The organism is Methyloceanibacter sp. (assembly GCF_050999895.1).
In the GTDB taxonomy this organism is placed as follows: domain Bacteria; phylum Pseudomonadota; class Alphaproteobacteria; order Rhizobiales; family Methyloligellaceae; genus Methyloceanibacter.
Window position 1 is genome coordinate 1 of sequence record NZ_JBPCOU010000092.1, and the last position, 20,655, is coordinate 20,655.

At 64.1% G+C, this 20,655-nt stretch carries 24 protein-coding genes and 1 pseudogene; 11 read left to right on the forward strand and 14 right to left on the reverse strand.

The genetic code is table 11. The features are described from left to right. On the forward strand, positions 1–102 hold a 102-nt coding region (locus ACR2J1_RS10515; RefSeq protein WP_434019301.1), incomplete at its 5' end, for an SDR family oxidoreductase. Positions 103–219: 117 nt separating this feature from the next. Beyond that, entirely contained in the window at positions 220–687 is a 468-nt protein-coding gene (locus ACR2J1_RS10520) for an adenylate/guanylate cyclase domain-containing protein (RefSeq protein WP_434019279.1), read from the forward strand. A gap of 3 nt (positions 688–690) precedes the next feature. On the opposite strand, the gene ACR2J1_RS10525 is transcribed toward ACR2J1_RS10520, so the two are convergent. Together ACR2J1_RS10525 and gloB are read right to left on the reverse strand one after the other, a co-directional pair. Continuing rightward, complete coding sequence (locus ACR2J1_RS10525) at positions 691–1,125, reverse strand: cupin domain-containing protein (RefSeq protein ID WP_434019280.1); 435 nt, start codon at positions 1,123–1,125, stop codon at positions 691–693. Further along, positions 1,125–1,895, reverse strand: a complete 771-nt coding sequence (gene gloB, locus ACR2J1_RS10530; protein WP_434019281.1) for a hydroxyacylglutathione hydrolase — start codon at positions 1,893–1,895, stop codon at positions 1,125–1,127. The genes ACR2J1_RS10525 and gloB overlap by 1 nt, the downstream gene beginning before the upstream one ends. Before the next feature lie 98 nt (positions 1,896–1,993). Between gloB and ACR2J1_RS10535 the strand changes: the two genes are divergently transcribed. After that, positions 1,994–2,758 (forward strand): class I SAM-dependent methyltransferase, encoded by a 765-nt coding sequence (locus ACR2J1_RS10535; protein WP_434019282.1) that lies wholly within the window; start codon positions 1,994–1,996, stop codon positions 2,756–2,758. Positions 2,759–2,762: 4 nt separating this feature from the next. Here the strand turns inward: ACR2J1_RS10535 and ACR2J1_RS10540 are convergent, their stop codons facing one another. The 3 genes from ACR2J1_RS10540 to metX all read right to left on the reverse strand — a co-directional run bounded on the left by ACR2J1_RS10540 (position 2,763) and on the right by metX (position 5,053). After that, on the reverse strand, positions 2,763–2,969 hold the full coding sequence (locus ACR2J1_RS10540; protein WP_434019283.1) for a hypothetical protein: 207 nt from the start codon (positions 2,967–2,969) through the stop codon (positions 2,763–2,765). Between the two features lie 234 nt (positions 2,970–3,203). Continuing rightward, positions 3,204–3,845 carry a methionine biosynthesis protein MetW gene (metW, locus tag ACR2J1_RS10545; protein ID WP_434019284.1) on the reverse strand — a complete coding sequence of 214 codons (642 nt, stop codon included), beginning with the start codon at positions 3,843–3,845 and terminating at the stop codon, positions 3,204–3,206. Continuing rightward, positions 3,842–5,053 (reverse strand): homoserine O-acetyltransferase MetX, encoded by a 1,212-nt coding sequence (gene metX / locus ACR2J1_RS10550; protein WP_434019285.1) that lies wholly within the window; start codon positions 5,051–5,053, stop codon positions 3,842–3,844. Before metX ends, metW begins: the two co-directional genes overlap by 4 nt. 161 nt (positions 5,054–5,214) lie before the next feature. Here metX and hisC point away from each other — a divergent pair, with 161 nt between their 5' ends. The 3 genes from hisC to ACR2J1_RS10565 all read left to right on the forward strand — a co-directional run bounded on the left by hisC (position 5,215) and on the right by ACR2J1_RS10565 (position 7,964). After that, complete coding sequence (gene hisC / locus ACR2J1_RS10555; RefSeq protein ID WP_434019286.1) at positions 5,215–6,315, forward strand: histidinol-phosphate transaminase; 1,101 nt, start codon at positions 5,215–5,217, stop codon at positions 6,313–6,315. A 2-nt stretch (positions 6,316–6,317) separates the two neighbouring features. Then, complete coding sequence (locus ACR2J1_RS10560) at positions 6,318–7,244, forward strand: prephenate/arogenate dehydrogenase family protein (RefSeq protein WP_434019287.1); 927 nt, start codon at positions 6,318–6,320, stop codon at positions 7,242–7,244. 171 nt (positions 7,245–7,415) lie between these two features. After that, positions 7,416–7,964: a gamma-glutamylcyclotransferase gene (locus ACR2J1_RS10565; protein ID WP_434019288.1), complete on the forward strand. Its 549-nt coding sequence runs from the start codon at positions 7,416–7,418 to the stop codon at positions 7,962–7,964. Here the strand turns inward: ACR2J1_RS10565 and ACR2J1_RS10570 are convergent. From ACR2J1_RS10570 to ftsE, 5 genes are all read right to left on the reverse strand, one after another. Further along, positions 7,961–8,371, reverse strand: coding sequence for a hypothetical protein (locus ACR2J1_RS10570; protein ID WP_434019289.1), 411 nt, complete (start codon positions 8,369–8,371; stop codon positions 7,961–7,963). The two genes, ACR2J1_RS10565 and ACR2J1_RS10570, sit on opposite strands and share 4 nt — an antisense overlap. Before the next feature lie 132 nt (positions 8,372–8,503). After that, complete coding sequence (locus ACR2J1_RS10575) at positions 8,504–9,241, reverse strand: lysophospholipid acyltransferase family protein (RefSeq protein ID WP_434019290.1); 738 nt, start codon at positions 9,239–9,241, stop codon at positions 8,504–8,506. Between the two features lie 10 nt (positions 9,242–9,251). Continuing rightward, positions 9,252–9,941, reverse strand: a complete 690-nt coding sequence (locus tag ACR2J1_RS10580; protein ID WP_434019291.1) for a YdcF family protein — start codon at positions 9,939–9,941, stop codon at positions 9,252–9,254. 92 nt (positions 9,942–10,033) lie between these two features. Next, positions 10,034–11,041 carry a cell division protein FtsX gene (locus tag ACR2J1_RS10585; protein WP_434019292.1) on the reverse strand — a complete coding sequence of 336 codons (1,008 nt, stop codon included), beginning with the start codon at positions 11,039–11,041 and terminating at the stop codon, positions 10,034–10,036. Then, positions 11,041–11,697: a cell division ATP-binding protein FtsE gene (ftsE, locus tag ACR2J1_RS10590; protein WP_434019293.1), complete on the reverse strand. Its 657-nt coding sequence runs from the start codon at positions 11,695–11,697 to the stop codon at positions 11,041–11,043. Before ftsE ends, ACR2J1_RS10585 begins: the two co-directional genes overlap by 1 nt. 138 nt (positions 11,698–11,835) lie before the next feature. On the opposite strand from ftsE, the pseudogene ACR2J1_RS10595 reads away from it, so the two are divergent. The 3 genes and pseudogenes from ACR2J1_RS10595 to ACR2J1_RS10605 form a co-directional block, all read left to right on the forward strand. Continuing rightward, a pseudogene (locus ACR2J1_RS10595) lies at positions 11,836–11,937 on the forward strand (zinc-ribbon domain-containing protein); the annotation flags it as partial. Positions 11,938–12,216: 279 nt separating this feature from the next. Next, positions 12,217–12,888 (forward strand): FxLYD domain-containing protein, encoded by a 672-nt coding sequence (locus ACR2J1_RS10600; RefSeq protein WP_434019302.1) that lies wholly within the window; start codon positions 12,217–12,219, stop codon positions 12,886–12,888. Between the two features lie 5 nt (positions 12,889–12,893). After that, positions 12,894–13,448, forward strand: coding sequence for a phosphoribosyltransferase (locus ACR2J1_RS10605; RefSeq protein ID WP_434019294.1), 555 nt, complete (start codon positions 12,894–12,896; stop codon positions 13,446–13,448). Between the two features lie 9 nt (positions 13,449–13,457). Here ACR2J1_RS10605 and ACR2J1_RS10610 read toward each other — a convergent pair whose 3' ends face one another. The 4 genes from ACR2J1_RS10610 to argH all read right to left on the reverse strand — a co-directional run bounded on the left by ACR2J1_RS10610 (position 13,458) and on the right by argH (position 19,175). After that, positions 13,458–16,175 carry a TIGR02302 family protein gene (locus ACR2J1_RS10610; RefSeq protein ID WP_434019295.1) on the reverse strand — a complete coding sequence of 906 codons (2,718 nt, stop codon included), beginning with the start codon at positions 16,173–16,175 and terminating at the stop codon, positions 13,458–13,460. 77 nt (positions 16,176–16,252) lie between these two features. After that, the gene (lysA, locus tag ACR2J1_RS10615; protein WP_434019296.1) at positions 16,253–17,533 is read right to left on the reverse strand and encodes a diaminopimelate decarboxylase; all 1,281 of its coding nucleotides are present in this window, start codon (positions 17,531–17,533) and stop codon (positions 16,253–16,255) included. A gap of 16 nt (positions 17,534–17,549) precedes the next feature. Continuing rightward, a complete protein-coding gene (gene lptM / locus ACR2J1_RS10620) occupies positions 17,550–17,735 on the reverse strand; it encodes an LPS translocon maturation chaperone LptM (RefSeq protein ID WP_434019297.1) in 186 nt (61 codons plus the stop codon). Positions 17,736–17,786: 51 nt separating this feature from the next. Then, positions 17,787–19,175: an argininosuccinate lyase gene (gene argH / locus ACR2J1_RS10625; protein WP_434019298.1), complete on the reverse strand. Its 1,389-nt coding sequence runs from the start codon at positions 19,173–19,175 to the stop codon at positions 17,787–17,789. Positions 19,176–19,213: 38 nt separating this feature from the next. Here argH and ACR2J1_RS10630 point away from each other — a divergent pair, with 38 nt between their 5' ends. Both ACR2J1_RS10630 and ACR2J1_RS10635 read left to right on the forward strand, forming a co-directional pair. Then, a complete protein-coding gene (locus ACR2J1_RS10630; protein ID WP_434019299.1) occupies positions 19,214–19,915 on the forward strand; it encodes a TlpA family protein disulfide reductase in 702 nt (233 codons plus the stop codon). A 13-nt stretch (positions 19,916–19,928) separates the two neighbouring features. After that, positions 19,929–20,480 carry a DUF924 family protein gene (locus tag ACR2J1_RS10635; RefSeq protein ID WP_434019300.1) on the forward strand — a complete coding sequence of 184 codons (552 nt, stop codon included), beginning with the start codon at positions 19,929–19,931 and terminating at the stop codon, positions 20,478–20,480. Positions 20,481–20,655: the final 175 nt, after the last annotated feature.

Genomic DNA, 20,655 nt, shown 5'->3' on the forward strand with positions numbered 1-20,655 from the left:
GCCGATGAGGTCGCGCGCTGCGTCGTGTTCCTCGCCGCCGACGCGGCCGCCTGGATCACCGGCTCGACGCTCACCATCAATGGCGGCCAGCACATGGATTGACGGCTGATTTGGCCGTGGCGGGCGGATATCTCGCCTCGCAGATCTACGATTCCATCTTCATTCTTCGGCGATCCGGAAACCCGCGGCATCAAAGAAGACGCCAATGCCTGCGTGCGCATGGCGATCGCCATGCAGCAGCGCATGCGGGAGTTGCGGTCGGAGTGGCAGGACCTTGGCGCCGACCGGCCCTTCGAGCTGAGGATCGGGATTGCGACGGGATTTTGCACGGTCGGCAATTTCGGCAGCGAAGATCGCATGGACTACACCATCATCGGCAATGTCGCGAACCTCGTGTCGCGCTTGCAGGCGCATTCGGAGGTCGGCGGCATCCTGATCGGCAACGAGACCTACGCGCTCGTCAAGGACACGGTTGCGACGGAAGAGCAGACGCCGCTGACCGTGAAGGGGTTCGCGGAGCCGATCCGCTGCTACAAGGTGCTCGGCATCTACGACGACTTCGTTGAGGAAGGGCGCGTCATCCGCGAGGAGCGCAACGGTATGCGTCTCGTGATTGACCTCCAGAAGCAGGATAAAGACGGCGCCATCGAGTTGCTCGAATCCGTGCTCGCGCGGCTGAGGCGATAGACTTTACGCTCCTTCCGGCTCCCAGCCATCCGGCGCCAGCTCGAACTGAGCGAAGTCGAAGCCGGGCGCCACGGTGCAGCCGGCCAAACTCCATGCGCCGAGGCTTTGCGCGCTCTGCCAGCCGCCGGGCTGCACTAGGCCTTGCGGGCTCTCTCCGTTCAGCCAATCGGAGCCGCGGCGAAGGGTCTCGCTCCTGCCCTTTTGATACAGCCTGAGCCGAAGCGGCGCGCCGCCATACCAGTGCCAAAGCTCGGCGGCATCGATGCGATGCCAGCGCGAGATCTCGCCCGCCTTCAGCAGATAGAGGATGGCGGTAGAGTGCGCGCGGCCCTTATGCCCGCCGCCGTCGCGGAAGGTCTCGCGATAGTGCCCGCCTTCGGGATGCGGCGTGAGGTCCAAAGCGGCGATGATCGCAGCCGCGCTTGCTTCGGCAGACACTAGAAGCGGTCCTTGCGCCGCCTGATCTCGGCGAACACCTCGGCTGGGGCGCTGCCCTCCATGTCGAGGCGCGTCCGGATGTCGGGACTGGCGGGGCGCAGAAAGGGATTCGTGTCGAGCTCCTGGCCAATGGTCGAAGGCAGCGACGGCGCGCCGCGCTCGGCAAGCTTCGCGACTTCGGCGGCGCGGGCTTGCAGCGCATCGTTCTCCGGCTCAATGGTCAGCGCGAAGCGGCAATTGGCGTTGGTATATTCATGGCCGCAATAGACCTGGGTGTCGCGCGGCAGGATCATCAGCTTCTCGAGCGAAGACCACATGGTCGGGGCGTCGCCCTCCAGGAGCTTGCCGCAGCCGACGGAGAACAGCGTGTCGCCGACAAAGACGATGCCGTCCTTGGGGAAATAATAGCTGACATGCCCCTTGGTATGTCCCGGCGTCTCGATCACGGTGGCGCGCGTTTCGCCGATATCGACGGTGTCGCCCTCCGCCACCTTGACGTCGATGCCGGGAATGGAGCGTGCCTCCAGTGCCGGGCCGATAATGGTGCATCCGGTCTTGTGCTTCAGCGCCTTGTTGCCGGCGGTGTGGTCGCTGTGGTGGTGGGTGACGAGAATATGGGTCAGCACCCAGCCCTTCTCGTGCAGGGCGGCAAGCACCTCGTCGGCGTCCGGCGCGTCGATGGAAGCCGTGGCTTCGGTGACCGGATCGTGAATCAACACGCCGTAATTGTCGCCGCGCGTCGGGAATTGATGGATTTCCAGCTTCGCCATAGTCGCCTTTCGCTTGAGGTGCACCGGCACGGAAACTAGCGTCCGGTTGATCGAATTGAAATGCCGCTCTACCTAGCATTGATCCGATTGGACGGTTCATGCATCTCGACGCCCTCGATCTCAAGGATTTCTACGGCAGCCCGCTCGGGCTTGTCGTGCGGCGGCTATTGGGCCGAAGGCTGCGCACATGCTGGCAGGACGTGCGAGGCGCGCGCGTGTTCGGGATCGGCTATTCCGCCCCCTACCTTTCTGCGTTTCGGGGCGAGGCGCAGCCTTTGGGCGCCTTGATGCCGGCGGAGCTCGGCGCGGTGCCCTGGCCCGAGCAGGGCCAGAGTTTGAGCGTCCTCGTCGATGCGACCGATCTGCCCCTCATCGATGAATGCGCCGACCGGCTGCTGCTCGTGCATATGCTGGAAGGGTCGGAGAAATCCCGCGCGCTCTTGCGGGAGCTGTGGCGGGTGCTGGCGCCGAACGGCCGGCTGCTCCTGATCGTGCCGAATCGGCGCGGGCTGTGGGCGCGGGTCGACACAACGCCGTTCGGCCATGGCAGCCCGTTCAGCCGCTCGCAGCTCGCCAAACTCTTGAGGGAGGCGATGTTCACGCCCGAGGAATGGCATTACGCGCTGCATATGCCGCCCTTCAACTGGCGCATTCTTTTGCGGTGGCCGTGGTTCTGGGAACGGCTCGGGCTCGTGCTGTGGCCCGCTTTTTCCGGCGTGATCATCGTCGAGGCGACGAAGCAGGTTTATGCCGCGGTGCCGGTGCGCGAGGTCAAGAGGGCGCGGCGCATGATGCCGGTGCCGGCCGGGGTGACGCCCCGCAAGGCGTCACGCGTCAGGGGGCCGATCGCCTCGAGCAATTGACGCTTTACGCAGAGGCGACCCACTCGCCACGGACATAACCGAACGCAACGGCGTCGGGATCCTGCTGGGCGGCTTTTCGCAACTTATCTTTGGCAGAGATAGTGACGGTGCCGAACTCGGTGTCAGTGTCGGCGTCCTTGGCGACGCTCCGCTTGTAGCCGCTCAGGAGAATGACTTTCCTGCCGCGCAGTGCAATCTTTGGGAGTGCCATGTGACCTCCTTCGGTCGTGCGCTGCGAGCACTGCACCGACAGTGCTCAGCAACAACCTCGTTTCGGCGACCCCCACGTCTGCCATGACTGAAAGGCTAACAGAGAACTTTGACGATCGTAAGACGGAATACATTCTACGTCGAGAAAATGCACACTAACTGCGCGACGAACCGCGCAATGTGTTTGCAACTTTCCCGCAAATTGAGGGAACACTTCGCAAGTGCGAAAGGATCGCTAGCGCGAGAGCAGGAACACGGCCTGCTGGCCGAACAGGTTCTGCATGAAGAACGGCATCGAGACGCCGAGCCTGTAGCCATAGGCGTTGAGCGCGACGGCGCGCTCCACCTTGGCGCCGATATCATCGCAGAGCGCGACGAAGTCCTTAATGGTGCAGAGATGGATGTTCGGGGTGTCGTACCAGCGCTCCGGCAAGGTATCGGTGCGGGGCATCGTGCCCTTGAAGAGAAGCTCGCTGCGCACGCGCCAATGGCCGAAATTGGGGAAGGAAATCACCACATGGCGGCCGATGCGCAGCAACTGCTCGAGCACCAGGCGCGGGCGGTGCGTGGCCTGGATGGTCTGGCTGAGAATGACGTAATCGAAGGCGTGGTCGGGGTAATAGATCAGGTCGCGGTCGGCGTCGCCCTGGATCACCGACAAGCCTTGCGCCACGCAGGTGTTCACGCCCGCCTGGCTGAGCTCGATGCCGCGGCCGTCGACACCGTGCTTGTCCGCGAGCAGGCGCAGGAGGAGACCGTCGCCGCAGCCGATATCGAGCACGCGTGCGCCGCGCGTTACCATGTCGGCGATCAGGAGAAGATCGACGCGCGCCGTATCGGTCGAGCGGAGCTGTGGCGTCGGCACCGTGATGTTCATGGAAGCTCGCCTTCTCCCGACAGGGCGACGCCCCGCTTCAATGCGGCGGCGCTCACGAAACCGCCGATCGTGGCGAGCAGCTCCGGCTCCTCGAGCAGGAAGGCGTCGTGGCCCTTGTCGGTCTCGATCTCGACAAAGCTGACATTGGCGGCCACGGCGTTCAGCGCATGCACGACCTCCCGGCTTTCCTCGGTCGGAAACAGCCAGTCGCTGGTGAAGGAGACAAGACAGAAGCGCGTCGCGGTGCCGGTAAAGGCATTCGCAAGCACGCCGCCGTGGTCCGCGGCGAGATCGAAATAGTCCATCGCGCGGGTGATGTAGAGATAGGAGTTGGCGTCGAAGCGGTCGACGAAGCTCACGCCCTGGTGGCGCAGATAGCTCTCCACCTGGAAGTCGGCGTCGAAGCCGAAGGTCACCTTTTCCCGGTCTTGGAGGTTGCGGCCGAATTTCCGGTGCAGCGTCTCGTCGGAGAGATAGGTGATATGAGCCGCCATGCGCGCCACGGCGAGGCCTTTGCGCGGGCTCTTGCCCTCGTCGATATAGCGGCCCTGGCACCAGTCGGGATCGGCCATCACCGCTTGGCGGCCAACCTCGTGGAAGGCGATGTTCTGCGACGAGTGGCGCGCGGCGCATGCGATCGGCACCGCTGCGTAGACGCGGTCCTTGTAGGTCGCGGCCCATTCCAGAACCTGCATGCCGCCCATGGAGCCGCCGAGGACGCAGAGCAGGTCGGGGATGCCGAGATGGTCGAGCAGGCGCGCTTGCGCCCGCACCATGTCGCGGATGGTGATGACGGGAAAATCGAGGCCATAGGGCTTGCCCGTCGCCGGATCGGTGGAGGCCGGCCCGGTCGAGCCCATGCAGCCGCCGATTACGTTCGGGCAGATGACGAAATAGCGATTGGTGTCGATCGGCTTGCCCGGGCCAACCATGGTCTCCCACCAGCCGGACTTGCCGGTGACGGGGTGCTCGTTGGCGACGTGCTGGTCCCCGGTCAGCGCATGGCAGACGAGGACCGCGTTGGTCTTCGCTGCGTTGAGGGTGCCGTAGGTCTGATAGGCGATGGAGAAGGGCGCGAGCTTGACGCCGCAGTCGAGCGGCAGCGGATCGTCGTCACCATAGTGAACGATCTCGCTTTTGGGGTTTGCGATCTGGGCCAGCCGGGCGGAATGGCTCGCAAAGGCCTCCGTGCCGGGGTTCTCGTTCATCGTGTCGGGACCACCTCTGGCAGTTTGCCGCCGCCACTATGCGGGAAATTATACAATTCTGGGTTAGCTAGGACCTCAGGGTCGAAAGTCAATGTTTTCTTTGCGTTGCTTTGCTGAATGGCCCTATGAGAACCCGCATAGCAAGCCAAGGAGCACTGAAGATGGCCGCGAAGCGTGGGCCGGTCCCGCGTACAGGCGTTCTCGACATCGCGCCCTATGTCCCGGGCCGGAGCGCGCTTCAGGGCGGCGAGCCCGTGATCAAGCTCTCCTCGAACGAGACGCCGTTCGGGCCGAGTGCGCGCGCGGTCGAGGCATATCTCGCGGCGTCTGCCAGCCTGTCGCGCTATCCCGATGGTTCCGCCACCCCGCTTCGGCTCGCGATCGCCAAGCTCTACGGGCTCGACCCCGGCCATATCGTGTGCGGCGCGGGCTCAGACGAGCTGCTCAATCTGTTGGCGCAGGCCTATCTCGAGCCTGGCGACGAGGCGATCTACACCGAGCACGGCTTTCTCGTGTACCGCATCGCGATCATGGCGCGGGGCGCAACGCCAGTCGTGGCGCCCGAGCGGGATCTCACCGCAAACGTTGATGAGATCGTCGCGCGGGTGACGCCTGCGACGTGCATGGTGTTCCTCGCCAACCCCAACAATCCGACCGGAACCTATCTCGCCTTCGACGAGGTGAAGCGCCTGCGCAACGCCTTGCCCGAGCATGTCCTCCTCGTGCTCGACGCGGCCTACGCGGAATATGTGCGCAAGAATGACTACGAGGCCGGGATCGAGCTCGTCGCCACCACGACGAACACGGTGATGACGCGCACCTTCTCCAAGATCTATGGCCTTGCCTCCTTGCGCCTCGGTTGGGCCTATTGCCCGACCGCGGTTGCGGACGCGCTCAACCGCATCAGGGGCCCGTTCAATGTATCCGGGCCCGCCATCGCCGCGGGCGTGGCTGCGCTTGAGGATCAGGCGCATGCGCAACGTGCGGCCGAGCACAACGCGGAATGGCTTGGCCCAATGGCGGCGGAGCTGTCCGGCTTCGGCCTCGCCGTCACGCCGAGCGCTGCCAACTTCCTCCTGATCCATTTCCCGGAAGGGCGGAATGCGGAGGCAGCCGATGTTTTTCTGCATGAAAGGCGCATCATCCTGCGGCGCGTGGCGGAATATGGCTTCCCGAATGCGCTTCGCCTCAGCATCGGCACGAAGGAAGAGAACGAGGCCGCGCTCGATGCGCTGCGCGCCTTCATGAAGGCGAAGGCGTGAGCATGGCCGATCAACTCTTCGACAAGATCGCCATCGTCGGCCTCGGGCTGATCGGGTCCTCCATCGCGCGCGGCGTGAAGGAGCGTGGTCTGGCACGCGAAGTGGTCGGCTACGATTTGGCGCCGGAGGTACGGTCGCGCGCCAAGGAGCTTGGCATTTGCGATGAGATCGCAGAGAGCGCCGACACCGCCGTGGTGGACGCCGATCTCGTCATCGTCGCCGTGCCGGTGGGGGCGACAGAAGCAGCGATGAAAGCGATTGCGCACGGTCTTGCAGAGGGCGCCATCGTTACGGAGGTAGGCTCGGTGAAGGCCGCCGTGATCCGGCAGGTTTTGGCCGTGTTGCCTGAGCTCGCCGTGTTCGTGCCGGGGCATCCCATTGCCGGTACCGAGCATTCCGGCCCCGATGCCGGCTTTGCCGAGCTGTTCGACGGGCGCTGGTGCATCCTCACGCCGTGTGAGCGTTCGACCGGCGCAAGCGTAGAGAAGGTCGCCGCGCTTTGGCGAGCGCTCGGCTCGGCAGTGGAGACCATGACGCCGGAGCATCACGATATCGTGCTCGCCATCACGAGCCACATCCCGCATCTGATCGCCTTCAACATTGTCGGCACCGCCGCGGATGTCGAGGACGTGACGCAGTCCGAGGTAATCAAGTTCTCCGCCGGCGGCTTCCGCGACTTTACGCGCATCGCCGCGTCGGATCCTGTGATGTGGCGCGACGTCTTCCTCCACAACAAGGATGCGGTACTGGAGATGCTCGGCCGCTTCTCCGAGGACTTGGCGGCGCTACAGCGCATGATCCGCTGGGAGGATGGTGCTGCGCTGGAGGAGCTGTTCACCCGCACGCGCGCCATTCGCCGCTCCATCATCGAAGCGGGCCAAGACACCGAAGAGCCCGATTTCGGCCGTCCGCACAGTCACGACGACTGACGCTAGCGTTGGAACGCGGAGCCAATCAAAACTAGACCCCGTCATGCCCGCCTTGTGCCGGGCATCCACGAATTGCCACAAGCACAATGTTCAAAGAAGTGGATGGCCTGGACAAGCCCGGTCATGACGAGTGCCCTTCTCCATCCGCTTTAGTGTTTGCGGGGACTAAACATGTCTTCACTGTGGGTGTTCGGATATGGCTCGCTGATGTGGCGGCCGGGCTTTGCCTATGACCGGGCGGCGCCCGCGCTGCTCAAGGGCGCGCACCGGGCGCTCTGCGTCTATTCCATCTTCCATCGCGGCACCGTCGACCAGCCCGGGCTCGTGCTCGGGCTCGATCGCGGCGGGGCCTGCCGCGGGGTTGCCTTTCAGGCGGCGGCCGGCACCGAGGCTGAGACGCTCGCTTATCTGCGCGAGCGCGAACAGGTCACGTCGGTCTATGTCGAGGCGCATCGCGACGTGAAGCTGCTCGACGGCTCGGGGGAGGCGGTGCGCGCGCTCACCTTCCTTGTCGACCGCAATCACGAGCAATATGCGGGCGAGCTGTCGCTGGAGGAGCAGTTCAGCATCGTCGCGGACGGGCGAGGGGAATCAGGCCTCAACGCGGAGTATGTGCTCAATACAGTCGGCCACCTCGAGGAGGCGGGCGTGCACGATCCCTTGTTGGGCGAGCTCGCAGCCCGGCTCGGCCGGGATCCGGATCTAGGGGTAAAGTGCTAGGCCGCTTGGGCGGCGTCGCGCTCGCAGTGGGCGGCGGTCAGATCGTTCTCGACCCGGGCGCGGTCCACGGCGGTTTCGGCCAAGAGATGAATATGCACCTCATTTGCGCCGAGTTTCGCACCTTTGTGCCGGAGATGGGCAAGGTTGAGCGAGATTGCGTCGTCCTTGGTCTCGCCGAAGGCGATCGGCGTGCGGGTGCCGTCCTCATGACGGCGGACCAGGATGTAATTCGCCTGCGGCAGGGCGGGGCAGCCGATCAGCGAATAGACGCTGTGCAGATAGCGGTGGCCCGAAGCCCCGCGCCAATAATGGAAGGCCTGCGCAAAGCCAGCCTCGGCGCAGACGAGAGCGGGCTCGTCGGCGGGACCCCAAGGGGCGGTCTCGGCAATGGCGTTGCGCATCCACATCGGTGTGGGTCCCGTTAAAACGTTAATCGCACTGTCATATGGGTTGACTGATGACGAATTCAAGACACTCTCCCGTCGAATCGGCAGAACAAAGGTAGAACTGAGCGGCAGTTGGCGTCAAGCATTCAAGGGTTAACGGCCGTTAACCCTTTGCTGTTCCTTGGCCTTTGCTTCGGCGAGAAGTTTATCCGACGCGCTTTCGATGGATTCTTGCAACCGGGCCAAAAACGCCGTCTTGGAGAGTCCCGGGGGGATCGGATCGAGGCATTCCACCACGATGGTGCCGGGGCGGAGGCGCCAACTGCGCCTCGGCCAGAACAGTCCGGAATTCAGTGCGACCGGCAGGCAAGGGATCTTCAGCGCGTCGTAGAGCAGAAAGACGCCCGTCTTGTAATCGGGTGGCGCGCCGGGCGCCCGCCGCGTGCCTTCAGGGAAGATGATGATCTCGCGGCCCTCGTTGGCGCGCTTCTTGGCCTCCCGCAGCATCAGCCGGAGCGCAGCCGGGCCCTTGTCGCGATAGACCGGGATCATGCCGAATTTGTACGAGAACCAGCCGTGGAACGGGATCCAGAACAGCTCGCGCTTCACGAGATACGCCGGATCGCGGAAAAGCGGAATCAGCGCGAAGGTTTCCCACGCCGATTGATGCTTGGAGGCGACGAGGCAGGCGCCTTGCGGCAGCTTCTCCGCGCCGCGCAGCTCGAAATCGATGCCGACAATGGACTTGAGGAGAAAGAGCACCAGGCGCGCATGCAGGGCGAGCGCCGCCATGGCCCAGCGCCGCGGCAGGAAAAAGAGCGGGCTGCAGAGCACGACGAACAGGGTCGTCGTCACGTAGAACAGGACATTGAAGAGGATCGATCGCGCCATCATCCGGCAATCACGGCTCGGGGACATCCTCGGTCACTTTTTTGCCGCCGGTCAGGATGTTGCGGACAAGATTGGTCGCGGCCAGGCGCCCGAGCGCGGGCAGGTATTTCAGATATTCCGACAGGAGCAGCTTGGTCGATCCGGGATATTCCCACCAGCGATCGAGATGGACGTTGTTGTCGACGACCGAATAGGGAATGAGCTGGACACCGGGAAGCGCGCGGCCAAGCTCGGCAAGCGCCCGTGGCATGTGGTAGTTCGAGGTCACCACGATCACCGAGCCATATTTGTTGTGCGCCACCCACTGGCTGGTTTCGGTCGCGTTGTCGATGGTGTTGAGCGCGTTCTTGTCGATGTCGACGCAGCAGGAAAAGTACTGGTCGCCTTCGCTTGCGAGCTTTTTCAGCTCCTCCTTGGTCGTCGCGACATAGACGCCGGTGATGAGCACCCGTTTGGCCCTGCGCTGCGCTAGAAGCTTCATGGCGTGGTCAATGCGCGAGACGCCTCCCGTCAGCACGACAATCCCATCGGCGGTGCCGTAGGGCTGGCTCTGCTCGCGGTCGAGGCTCATGGCAAAGACTACGAAGCCGATGCAGAGCAGGGCGACCACGAGCAACACCAGGTCGAAGAGCAGCCGGAGGCCCCTCACGAAAAAGTGGAAGCGCCGCGGCGCGCGTATCTCTCGACTTACTTCCGTCACTAACCCACTCCGACTCCCAGGAGGCGAAGAATAGGCACAAATCACCCGGTCATGAAATCAGCTTTGGCTTGCCGCAGGCGACCGAGAATGCCTCAAGCGTAGGTCTTCAGCACGCGGATGACGCCGAGCCGCGAGGTGATCATGCAGAGCCCGGCGACGACGAAGACGACAAGCAGGCAGACGAAATAGCCCGCAAGGTCGAGCTCGCCGCTGCCGACCAAGCGCCGCATCTCGGCGGCCGCGACGATGCCGCTTCCCAGCATATGGGTGACGAGGGGCATCAGCCAAAACACAAGGGCGGCGGCGACGGCGCCGACGAGACCCGCCCGCACGCCGAGCCCCAGGAAATGACGCTCGAATTCATGGCTGATGAAGCGTTCGCTCGCACCCACAAAATGCAGGACCTCGATGATCTCGCGGTTGGAGGCCATGGCGCTTCGCGTCGCCGACACGATGACGGCGATCGTGGCCGCGGCGACCAGCGCGAGAATGGCTAGCCCGCCAAGCGCCGCCGAGCGGGTCAGGGTACGGATTTCGGCCTGCCAGCGGCGATGATCATCCAAGGTCACGCCTTCGAAGTTCTGCGATAGCGCTTCCTTGATCAGCTGAATATCGGGAGGATTGGAGCGATCGATTTCGACCGCGATGAGGCGCGGGATCGGCAACGCCGAAAGCGCCTCGCTATGGCCGAGCCATGGTTCGAGCAGCTTCGCGGATTCTTCGGCGCTTTGCGGCTTCACCCGCGTGATGCCCTGCTGCTTGGCGAGGAAAAGCGCGACCAGCGTCATCTTCTTGTCGATGTCGGCGGAGTTGACGGGGTCGAGCTCGATCGTGATCTCGCTCGTGATGTCGTTGACCCAGGCTTGCGCGGACTGGTTGATCATGTAGACCGCGCCCGCGGTGAGGCAGGCGAGGAACGACATGATGGCGATTACCACGATCAGCGCGCGGCCGGCGATCGATTCCGACGGCACGATGGGCACGGCGGTGGCCTGAAACTGAGCGGGCAGGCGGGTGGCCAGCCGCGCCGGCAACAGCTCGGCCAAGAGCCCGGCCCAGGGATAGCCGCGGATATCGGCGAGGATGGTGGCGGGTGTCATCAACAGATTTGCAGCTGTCCGTCGTTGATCACGAGACGCGGGGCGTCGAGCTGTTCCATGAGGCCATAATCGTGGGTGGCGATGATCACCGAGGTGCCGAGCCGGTTCAGCTCCACGAAGAGCCGGAGGAGGCGGTTGGCGATGACGGGATCGACATTGCCCGTGGGCTCGTCCGCAAGCAAGAGTTCCGGACGTCCGATCACGGCGCGGGCAATGGCCGCCCTTTGCTTCTCGCCGCCGGAAAGAATTTCTGGATATGCATTGACGCGCTCGCCGAGCCCGACCCAGCGCAAAAGATCGGTGACGTCTTCTTTATAGTTGGACTCCTTCTTGCCCATAACACGCAAGGGAAGGGCGACATTCTCCCAGGTGGTGAGATGTTCGAGCAGCCGGAAATCCTGGAACACGATGCCGATTCGTCGCCTCAGCTCGGCGCGCGCGCCGGGGCTCAGCTCGGCCACATTGTGCCCGAACACGAAACTCAAGCCGCGCGAAGGCCTGAGCGACATGAAGATCAGCCGCAGCAGCGACGTTTTGCCTGCACCTGACGGCCCGGTGAGGAAGTGAAACGACCCCGGAAGCACGTGAAAGGTGACGTCGCGCAGAATTTCCGGACCCGTGCCGTAGCGCAGTCCGACATTGTCGAAGCGAATCACCCTTTTTCCCTTAAACCTCTTAAGGTTGCCGACGGCAGCCTCTTTATGCTGAACTCGCTGTCCGGTATCAATGGGAATTGGGCAATGGCGTGGGGGCCAGCCTGAAATGTTAACAAGCCGTCCACGGTGGTCCTTTCGATGCCGACACTGATCAGTTGCCCAGCCTGCGGCACCCGTTACGAGACCACGGCGCAATTCCCGCCGGAGGGACGTAAGGTTCGTTGCAGCAAATGCACCCATGTCTGGCAGGCGCACCCGGTCAGCCAGCCCGCGACGCAGCCAGAGGTGATGCCAGCCGCAGCGCCACGGCAGCCTGCCGCGCCGCAACCGATGGCCGCGCCTCCGCCTCCACCGCCGCGACCTGTTTCACCCCAGGCACCTCAGGCAATGCAGCCACCGCCGGCGGCGCCGGCACAAAGTGCGCCGAATGCTGGCTTCGGCGGTTTCGCCGGAAGTCCGACTACGCCGCAAGGAAATGCCGTCGCCAGAAACGGGAGCGCCTCCGCGGCTCCCGATTCGATGCAGGCGGACGCCGACTTCGACGGCGGCGGCACGGATTACGATTTCAGTGCGCCGTACAGCAACGACGTCGCTCAGCCGCAAGGAACCAGCTTCGGCACGCCTGCCGATACGACGGCGGAACTCTCGCCAGGCTACGCCGATACTCTCGGCACCAATACGCCGGTGCCGTCCTCGGTCGATTTCGGCGCCGCCGCCGCAAATGTCGCCATCGGTCAGCATCGGGCCCGGGCGCTGCCCGTGGTTGCCATCGGCTGGGTCGTGATCGTGCTTACGCTCGTTCTCGTCGGCGCGCTGTTCGCGGTCGCGCCGCGCGCGGTCGTGTCGATGCTTCCCGGCGCAACCCGCCTCTATTCGGCCATCGGCATGGACGTGAACGCCTATGGGCTTGCCTTCGAGAATGTCCGCTATGAGTGGAACAATGCCTCCGGTGAAAACGTGCTCGAAGTGCAGGGTCAGGTCGCCAATGTCAGCTCCGGTGCGATGAAGGTACCGGCGCTCGAGATCTCGCTTCGCGACGAGAAGGGCGCTGAAATCTCGGCGTGGACGACCGAGCTCGATGCACCGCAACTCGCGGCCGGCGAGCAGGCGCCATTCGCGGCGCAAATCCCATCGCCTCCCGCCAATGTGCGCAGCCTCCGCGTTCGCTTCGATACCGCCGCGGCCAATTGAGCGTCATGGCCGAGCTTGCGCCGGCTCATACCATCAAGCCGCTTTTCAGCGCCGAGATCATCGCTGCAAGGATAGACGCGATCGCAGACGAGATTGCGGCCGCACAGCTCCGCGATCTCTTCATCGTCGCCATTCTCAAAGGTAGCTTCATCTTCGCGGCGGACCTCATTCGCGCGCTGCACCGCAAGGGTCTCGCGCCCGAGATCGATTTCATCTTCCTCGCAAGCTACTACACCGGCACGATGTCCGGCGGCGAGGTCAGGATCGTGCGCGACGTGGAGAGCGAGTTTGCCGGCCGCGACGTGATGCTGGTCGACGACATTCTTGATTCCGGCCGGACGCTCGCTTTCGCAAAAGACCTGCTGGAGAAGCGTGGCGCAGCGCGGGTTTTAACCTGCGTGCTGATCGACAAGACGGTGACGCGCGCCACCGAGATCACGCCGGACTTGTCCGGCTTCGTCTGTCCGCCGGGCTTCGTCGTGGGCTACGGCATGGATCTCGCGCATCGCTATCGCGAGCTGCCCTTTATCGGCGAAGTGATTGACGATCGCCCGGCATAGCAGCCGGCGTTAGAACGGCTTGATCAAGCGCTCCAGATAATCGAGCTCGATATTGGGACGCGAAGGGTCGCCCAGCCTCCGGCGAAGCTCGTCGAGCACCTCTCGCGCGCGCTGGATGTCGATCTCGTCCGGCACCTTCACCGAGAGGCCGAGGTCGGGGCGGTTGCTCTGGTCCGGGCGGCCCAGGGGGTCGCGGCCATTATTGCCGCTGCCCTGTCCGGTCTGCTGCTCGCCGCCTTGCTGCATCTGCTCGGCGAGCTGCTCGGCGCCCTTCTTCAAGCGGTCGAGCGCGAGGCCCTGGTCCTGGCCGGCGCGATCGAGATTGGGTTCGTCCAAGGCCTCCTTCGCGTCGCCCATGGCATCGCCGGCATCTTCGAATTGCGAGGGCGCGTCGCCGCCTTCCATGCGGAAGCGGTCGATGAGGGTCTGCAGCTTCTCCTGCAATTCGGCCTGGCGCTGGCCTAGCGGTGAATTCTGACCGCCCTGCTGCTTGCCGCCGAGCTGCTTGCCTTGCTTGCCCTGACCCTGGCCGCCGGGCTGGCCCTGGTCGGTCAGCGCCTGCTGGCCGCCTTCGCCGGCTTTCGGCATGCCTTGCTCGGGATTTTCAAACAGCGGCGCCATGCTCATGCCGGGGCCGAACTCCATGGGCTGGCCCGGAGGGCTCACCTCGAATTGCTGGCTCTGCCGGCCCTCCTGCTCGCGGTTGGCCTCGAAGGTGTCGTCCATCAGCTTCTGCTGCTTGTCGATGACTTCCTTCAAGTCCTTCATCAGTTTCTCGGCGCGCTGGTTCTCCGCGGTCTCGGGCGCCTGGCCGGTCTGGATGCGGTCGAGAATGTCTTTAAGCTCCGCCAGCATCTGCTGCGCCATGTCCTTGGAACCGGACTTGGCGAGGTCCTCGATATTCTTGAGCATCTTGTCGAGGTCCTGCTCGGAAACCATGTCGTCCTTCTGCGCCGTCTGCTTGGACGGCGGCGTCCCTTCGCGCTGCTCTTTTGCGGCGAGCGACTCAAGATATTTGTTCAGCGCGGCGCGCAGCTCCTCGACGAGCTCCTTGATCTTTTCGGGTGACGCATTCTCCTTCAGCGCCTCCATCAGCTCTTCCTGCGCCGATTTCAGAGCGCGCTCTGCTTCCGGCAGATCGCCGTCCTCGATGCGCAGCGCAACGCTCCATAATTGCTGCACGACGCTGCTCAGGCCTTCCCGCGACGCGTCGCTTTGCAGCCGCCAATAGGCATTGCGCAATGAGAGATACACGACGCTGTCCTTGATCACGCGTTCGCCGCCGATGGTCAGCGCGGACAGAGCGCGGGTCACCTCGCCCGCGGCCTCGGAATCGCGCACGAGCTTCTTGCGCTGCTCGATCACCGCCTTGGCGAGCGGCTTGGTGAATTTGCGTTCCGGCAGGACGAACTCATAGGGGTCGCTCTCGCCGGATTGCCCGGCCTGATCGCGCGCGACCAGCGTCATGCGGACCTTCAGGCCGGCCCAAGGATGCGCGGTGAGGTCTTGCGAGGAACGGCCTTCCACGCGCTTGGCGTTGCTGCGCGGGAGTTGCAGTTGCATGGAAGGCGGCTTCAGCAGCGGATCGCTTTCCGCGCCGTCCACCGGCATAGCGCCGGGCTTTGCCAGCGCGCCCGGGTCTTCGCCTGCGACGAGCGCAAAACGGCCATCGGCGCTGGAGACGCCGTAATCGTCCTCTGCGCTGAACACGAGGCGAAGCGCGCCGCGAGGCGTCGTGGTGGGGTTTGCCAACAGCGCGATGCGCGGGAGCTGGTCCTTGATCATTTCGAAGCGCCATTTGGCGATGGTGTTGCCGTCAACCGTCACCTCGGCGCTGCCCGGCGAGGTCACTGAAACCTGAAACTCGATGAGGTTGTCTTTAGCCTCTTTCTTCGGCGCGATGGTCTCGGAGCCGGAGCCGTCCTCCTTGGCCGTGACGAGGCTCACGCTCTCGCCGCGTGGCGCGTGAGCCCTGACGATGAGGTCGCTGCGTTCCGGCACGGAGAGCGCGCGGAACGTCTCGGCGCCGACGCCGACGGGCTCGGTGCCGTCGGCAAGCACGATCGGCGGCATGCCGGTATAGACCGGTGGGGTGACCCAGGCATCGAGGCGCGTCAGCGCCGGTGTGCCGACGGCGCCCGGCACGAAGGCGCGCTTAAGCCGATCCCAGCCATTCCCTCCGGCGGCGATGAAGGCCGCGATCAGGCACAGCAGCAGCGCGGAGCGAAGCGCGTAGGGGTCTTTGCGATCGCTGCGCGGTTCGGGCCAGTGCGGCCGCAGTTTCGAGATCAGATGCGCGAGGCGCTCGCGATGCGCGGCCCAGAGAAACGCCGTCTCTTTCGACGATGCGGTGCCCAGCCGATCCTCGTAGGAACTCGCAGGCCGGTGCTTGACGTTGGCGTGGCGCTCCAGCCGCCGCAACGCCTCGGTCCGCGTCGGCACCGAGAGGCGCACGAGGGGAAGTAGCGACGCGAACAGCGCAAGGCCGAACGCCAACAGGGCGACACGATGCAAGAGCGGCGGGAACAGGCTCCACGCATCCAACAGCGTGAGCACGAGGAAGCTCGCCACGACCAGGAACGGCCACAGCATGGCTTCCCAGACGCGCTCGCCGACAAGCGCGAGCCAGCTCAAGCGCACGCGCGATTCAAGGCCGCTTGCGAGGTCCTTGTCATCGGGCTTCTTGTCGGGTGCGGCCCCTTTGGAGCCGGATCGAGATCGCATCATTGGCAAAGTCTAGCACAGGGGCGAAGGACAGGCCCTAATGTGGGGATTAAAGCGGGCGGTTTGGAGGCTTGCAGGCTCTACTTGTCTTGTCCCTCCAGCCAATCCGGCAACCGTTCCGCCGCGAGCAGCTCCTCATAGCTCCGCCTGGGGCGGGTAACCGCGTATTTGGCCCCGTTCACCAACACTTCGGGCACGAGCGGCCGCGAATTATATTCGGAGGCGAGCACAGCGCCATAGGCGCCGGCGGTCATGACGGCTAGAAGATCGCCGTCTTCGATCTCCGGCAGATCGCGGGCAAGTGCCAGATAATCGCCCGTCTCGCAGACCGGCCCGACCACGTCGGTCACGACCGTCGTCGCGCCTGGCTTGGGCTCGGTGACGGGTAGGATCTCGTGATGGGCCTCATACAGGGTCGGCCGGATCAGATCGTTCATGGCGGCATCGACGATGGCGAAGTTCTTCGCCGCGCCGTGCTTCACATAAATCACGCTCGTGACGAGGATGCCGGCATTGCCGGCGATGAGGCGCCCCGGCTCGAAGAGTAGCTTAAGCCCCAGGCTGCCAACGGCCTCGCGCACGAGTTTCGCATAATCGGAAGGGAGCGGCGGGGCCGGTTCATTGCTACGATAGGGAATCCCGAGGCCGCCGCCGAGATTGACGAAGTCGATCTCGAAGCCTGCTCCGCGCAACGTGCCGACCAGTTCGTGCAGCAGCGCAAAGGCATTGCGGAAGGGATCGAGGTCGGTGATCTGACTGCCGATATGCATGTGCAGTCCGCGCGGCTCGATACTCGGCAGGTCGCGCGCGAGCTCATAGAGCGGCAACGCCTGCGCGAAGGGAACGCCGAACTTGTTCTCGGCCTTGCCGGTTGCGATCTTGTGATGCGTCTTGGCGTCGACATCGGGATTGACGCGGAAGGCCACGCGCGCGGGCTCTCCGCGGGACTGCGCCACTTCGCTCAAGGCGCGAAGTTCTGGCTCCGATTCGACATTGAAGGCGAAGATGCCGTGGTCGAGCGCGTAGGCCATCTCGGTGCGCGTCTTGCCGACGCCGGAAAATACGATCTTCGCCGGCGCGACGCCGACGGCGAGCGCGCGGCGCAGCTCACCTTGGGAAACGACATCCATGCCGGCACCGAGCTTTGCGAGCGTCGCAAGCACGCCGAGGCTGGAGTTCGCCTTGACCGAATAGCAGACCAGCGCGTGGTTCGAGCCGAAGGCCTCGGTGAACACGCGGTAGTGGCGCTCGAGCGTCGCGGTCGAATAGCAATAGAAAGGAGTGCCCACGGCGGCGGCGAGGTCGGCGAGATTGACCTCTTCGGCGTGGAGCACGCCTCGCCGATAGGCGAAGTGGTGCATCGCAGTTCTGAAAACCCTATTGGATCAGGCGGTCGATCCAGAGACTGCGGGCCGGCACCCTCTGCATCTTGGTCGAAGGATCGGCCTGGGTCTCTGGGTAGGTCGGTTTTGGCCGTTCGAGCGAGCCACGGCGGCCGCAGGCACTTAGGCCGACGGTGAGCATAAGCGCAAGTACGAGAAGGACGCGGAAGACGCTTCCCATTGGTCGAGTGCCCCTAACAGGCCTTAAGGCCTTTTAACCCTTTTATCGCGATCAAGCATCCTTCTCCAAACGCTTTATCCAGCGCTTGGCTTCCTTCCGCACATTCGCAGGAGCCGTACCACCATAACTTGTCCGACTTTTGACCGAGCTTGCGGCATCGAGCACGGAAAAGGCGCCTTTATTGATTCGCCGTTCCACCGCTTGGAGATCGGCGAGGCTAAGCTCGGAAAGAGCACACCCCTGCTTTTCCGCCAAAGCCACGATCTGCCCGGTCGCGTGGTGGGCGTCGCGGAAGGGGAGGCCTAGCTCCCGCACGAGCCAGTCCGCGAGATCTGTCGCGGTGGCGTAGGCGCTGCCCGCGGCTTTTTCCATGGCGGGCGCGTCGGGCTCCAAATCCCCGACCATGCCCGTCATGGCGGCGATGCCGAGCTTCAGCGCATCCAGCGCGTCGAATACAGGCTCCTTGTCCTCCTGCATGTCCTTGGCATAGGCGAGCGGCAGGCCCTTCATCACCATCAGCAGAGACTGAAACGCGCCGGCGATGCGTCCGGTCTTGGCGCGCACGAGCTCGGCCGCATCGGGATTGCGCTTCTGCGGCATGATGGACGAGCCGGTCGTGTAGTGGTCGGAGAGACGCGCAAAGCCGAATTGCGGCGAGGTCCAAATCACGATCTCCTCGGCCAGTCGCGACAGGTGCATCGCGGCAATGGCGGCGGCGGCGAGCGTCTCCAACGCAAAGTCGCGATCGGACACCGCGTCGAGCGAATTCGCCGCCGGACGCGTGAAGCCGAGCGCGTCCGCCGTCTGCTCCCGGTCGATGGGAAAACTCGTGCCGGCAAGGGCTGCGGCGCCGAGGGGACATTCATTGAGGCGCTTGGCCGCGTCGAAGAAGCGGCCGCGGTCGCGCCCGAACATCTCGACATAAGCGAGGCAGTGGTGGCCGAAGGTCACCGGCTGCGCGGTCTGCAAATGGGTGAAGCCCGGCATCACCGTCGCGGCGTGGTCGAGCGCCTTCTCCGCCAGCGCACGTTGAAGCGCGGCAAGGCCGAAGTCGATGCCGGCAAGCTCGTCGCGAATATAGAGCCGGAAGTCGGTGGCGACCTGATCGTTGCGCGAGCGTGCGGTATGCAGCTTGCCGGCGACGGGGCCGATCAATTCCGTGAGGCGATTCTCGACATTGAGATGGATGTCCTCGAGCGCGCGGGAGAAGACGAGCTTGCCGCTCTCGATCTCCTCGGCTACGGCGTCGAGGCCGCGTCCGATCTGGTCGGCTTCCCTCTTAGTGAGGATGCCGGTTGCGCCGAGCATCGCGACATGCGCTTTGGACGCAAGAATGTCATGACGCCACAAGCGCTTGTCGAAGTCGATGGAGGCATTTATCTCCTCCATGATCGCGGCGGGGCCGGACGTGAAGCGGCCGCCCCACATGGTATTGGTCATGACGATCGAGCCTGCCAAAGGCGAGGAGCGAGGAAGGCGTGAGCAAGCCTAACAAACGCGCTGGGGTTACAAGCCCGGCCAATACGCTCATCGCTGCGGGAATCGCCGCGATTGCCGGGTTTGCCACGGTATATTTGAGTTTCGACCCTCATGACAATGCCCGTGCGCCGGAAGCCGGCGGTCCGATGTCCGATGGGGGCCGCGGCGAAGCCTCAAAATCGGACGAAGAGGTGGCGACGACCCCCCTCGCGGGCCTCAACAAAGGGGCGATGGCGGCATTTCTCGTCCGGCCGAAGCCGCTGGATTTGCCTGCCATTAACCTCGCGACCGCGACCGGCGAGACCAAGCCTTTGGCGGCTTGGAAGGGCAAAATCGTGCTCCTCAATATCTGGGCGACCTGGTGCGTGCCCTGCCGCGAGGAGATGCCGGCGCTCGACAAGCTCCAGACCGAGCTTGGCGGCGATCAGTTCGAGGTCGTGGCGGTGAACATCGACAAAGGCGGTCCGGACAAGGCGAAGACATTCCTGGAAGAGACCGGTGCCACGCATCTTGCGCTCTATACCGATCCGACGGGAAAGCTGTTCGCCAGCGTCAAGACGGTGGGGATGCCGACGACGCTCCTGATCGACCGCAACGGCAAGGAGATCGGCCGCCTGATCGGTCCGGCCGACTGGGCCTCGGCCGAAGCGAAGCGCCTGATCGAAGCGGCGATCGCCGCCGGCAAAAGCAAAGCGGGCTGAGCGGCCGGATGTGATGAGCGATGCTCCGGCCATAGACGACATCATAGGCTTCTGGTTCGACGAGCTTTCGCCTCGCGACTGGTATCGCAGCGATGACAACGTCGATGCCGCCATCGTGGAGCGTTTCGGTCCTGTCTACGACGAACTCGGCAGCGGCGTGCCTGCGGATTGGCTGGAGACGCCGCGCGGCACTCTCGCCGCAATCCTCGTGCTCGATCAGTTCCCGCGCAACATGTTCCGCGGCGACGCCCCGTCTTTCGCCACCGACGCTCGGGCTCTGGCGCTTGCCAAACGCGCGATCGACAAAGGCATGGATGCGAAGCTACCGCCGCAGCAGCGCGCCTTCATCTATCTCCCGTTTCAGCATTCGGAAGATGCCGCCGATCAGGCGCGGTCGGTCGCGCTCTTCACCGCGCTCGGCAATCCGCTCAATCTCGATTTTGCGTTGCGGCACCAAACCATCGTCGCCCGCTTCGGCCGTTTCCCGCATCGCAACGGCACGCTTGGCCGGGACTCCACCGACGACGAGCGCGCCTATCTGGAGGCCGCGGCGACGCCGTTCTAAGTCCAGCTACTCGACCGGCACGACCTCGTCGTGCTCGAGGCGATAGCCATAGGTGCAGGTCTGGGCGCTCGGCTTGTTGCAGGGATCGCCCGACGTAGTGACCGTCATTGTCGGCTTGCCGTTCTTCTTGCCGAATTTATATTTCTGCACGAGATCCTCGAAGACGAGATCCCAG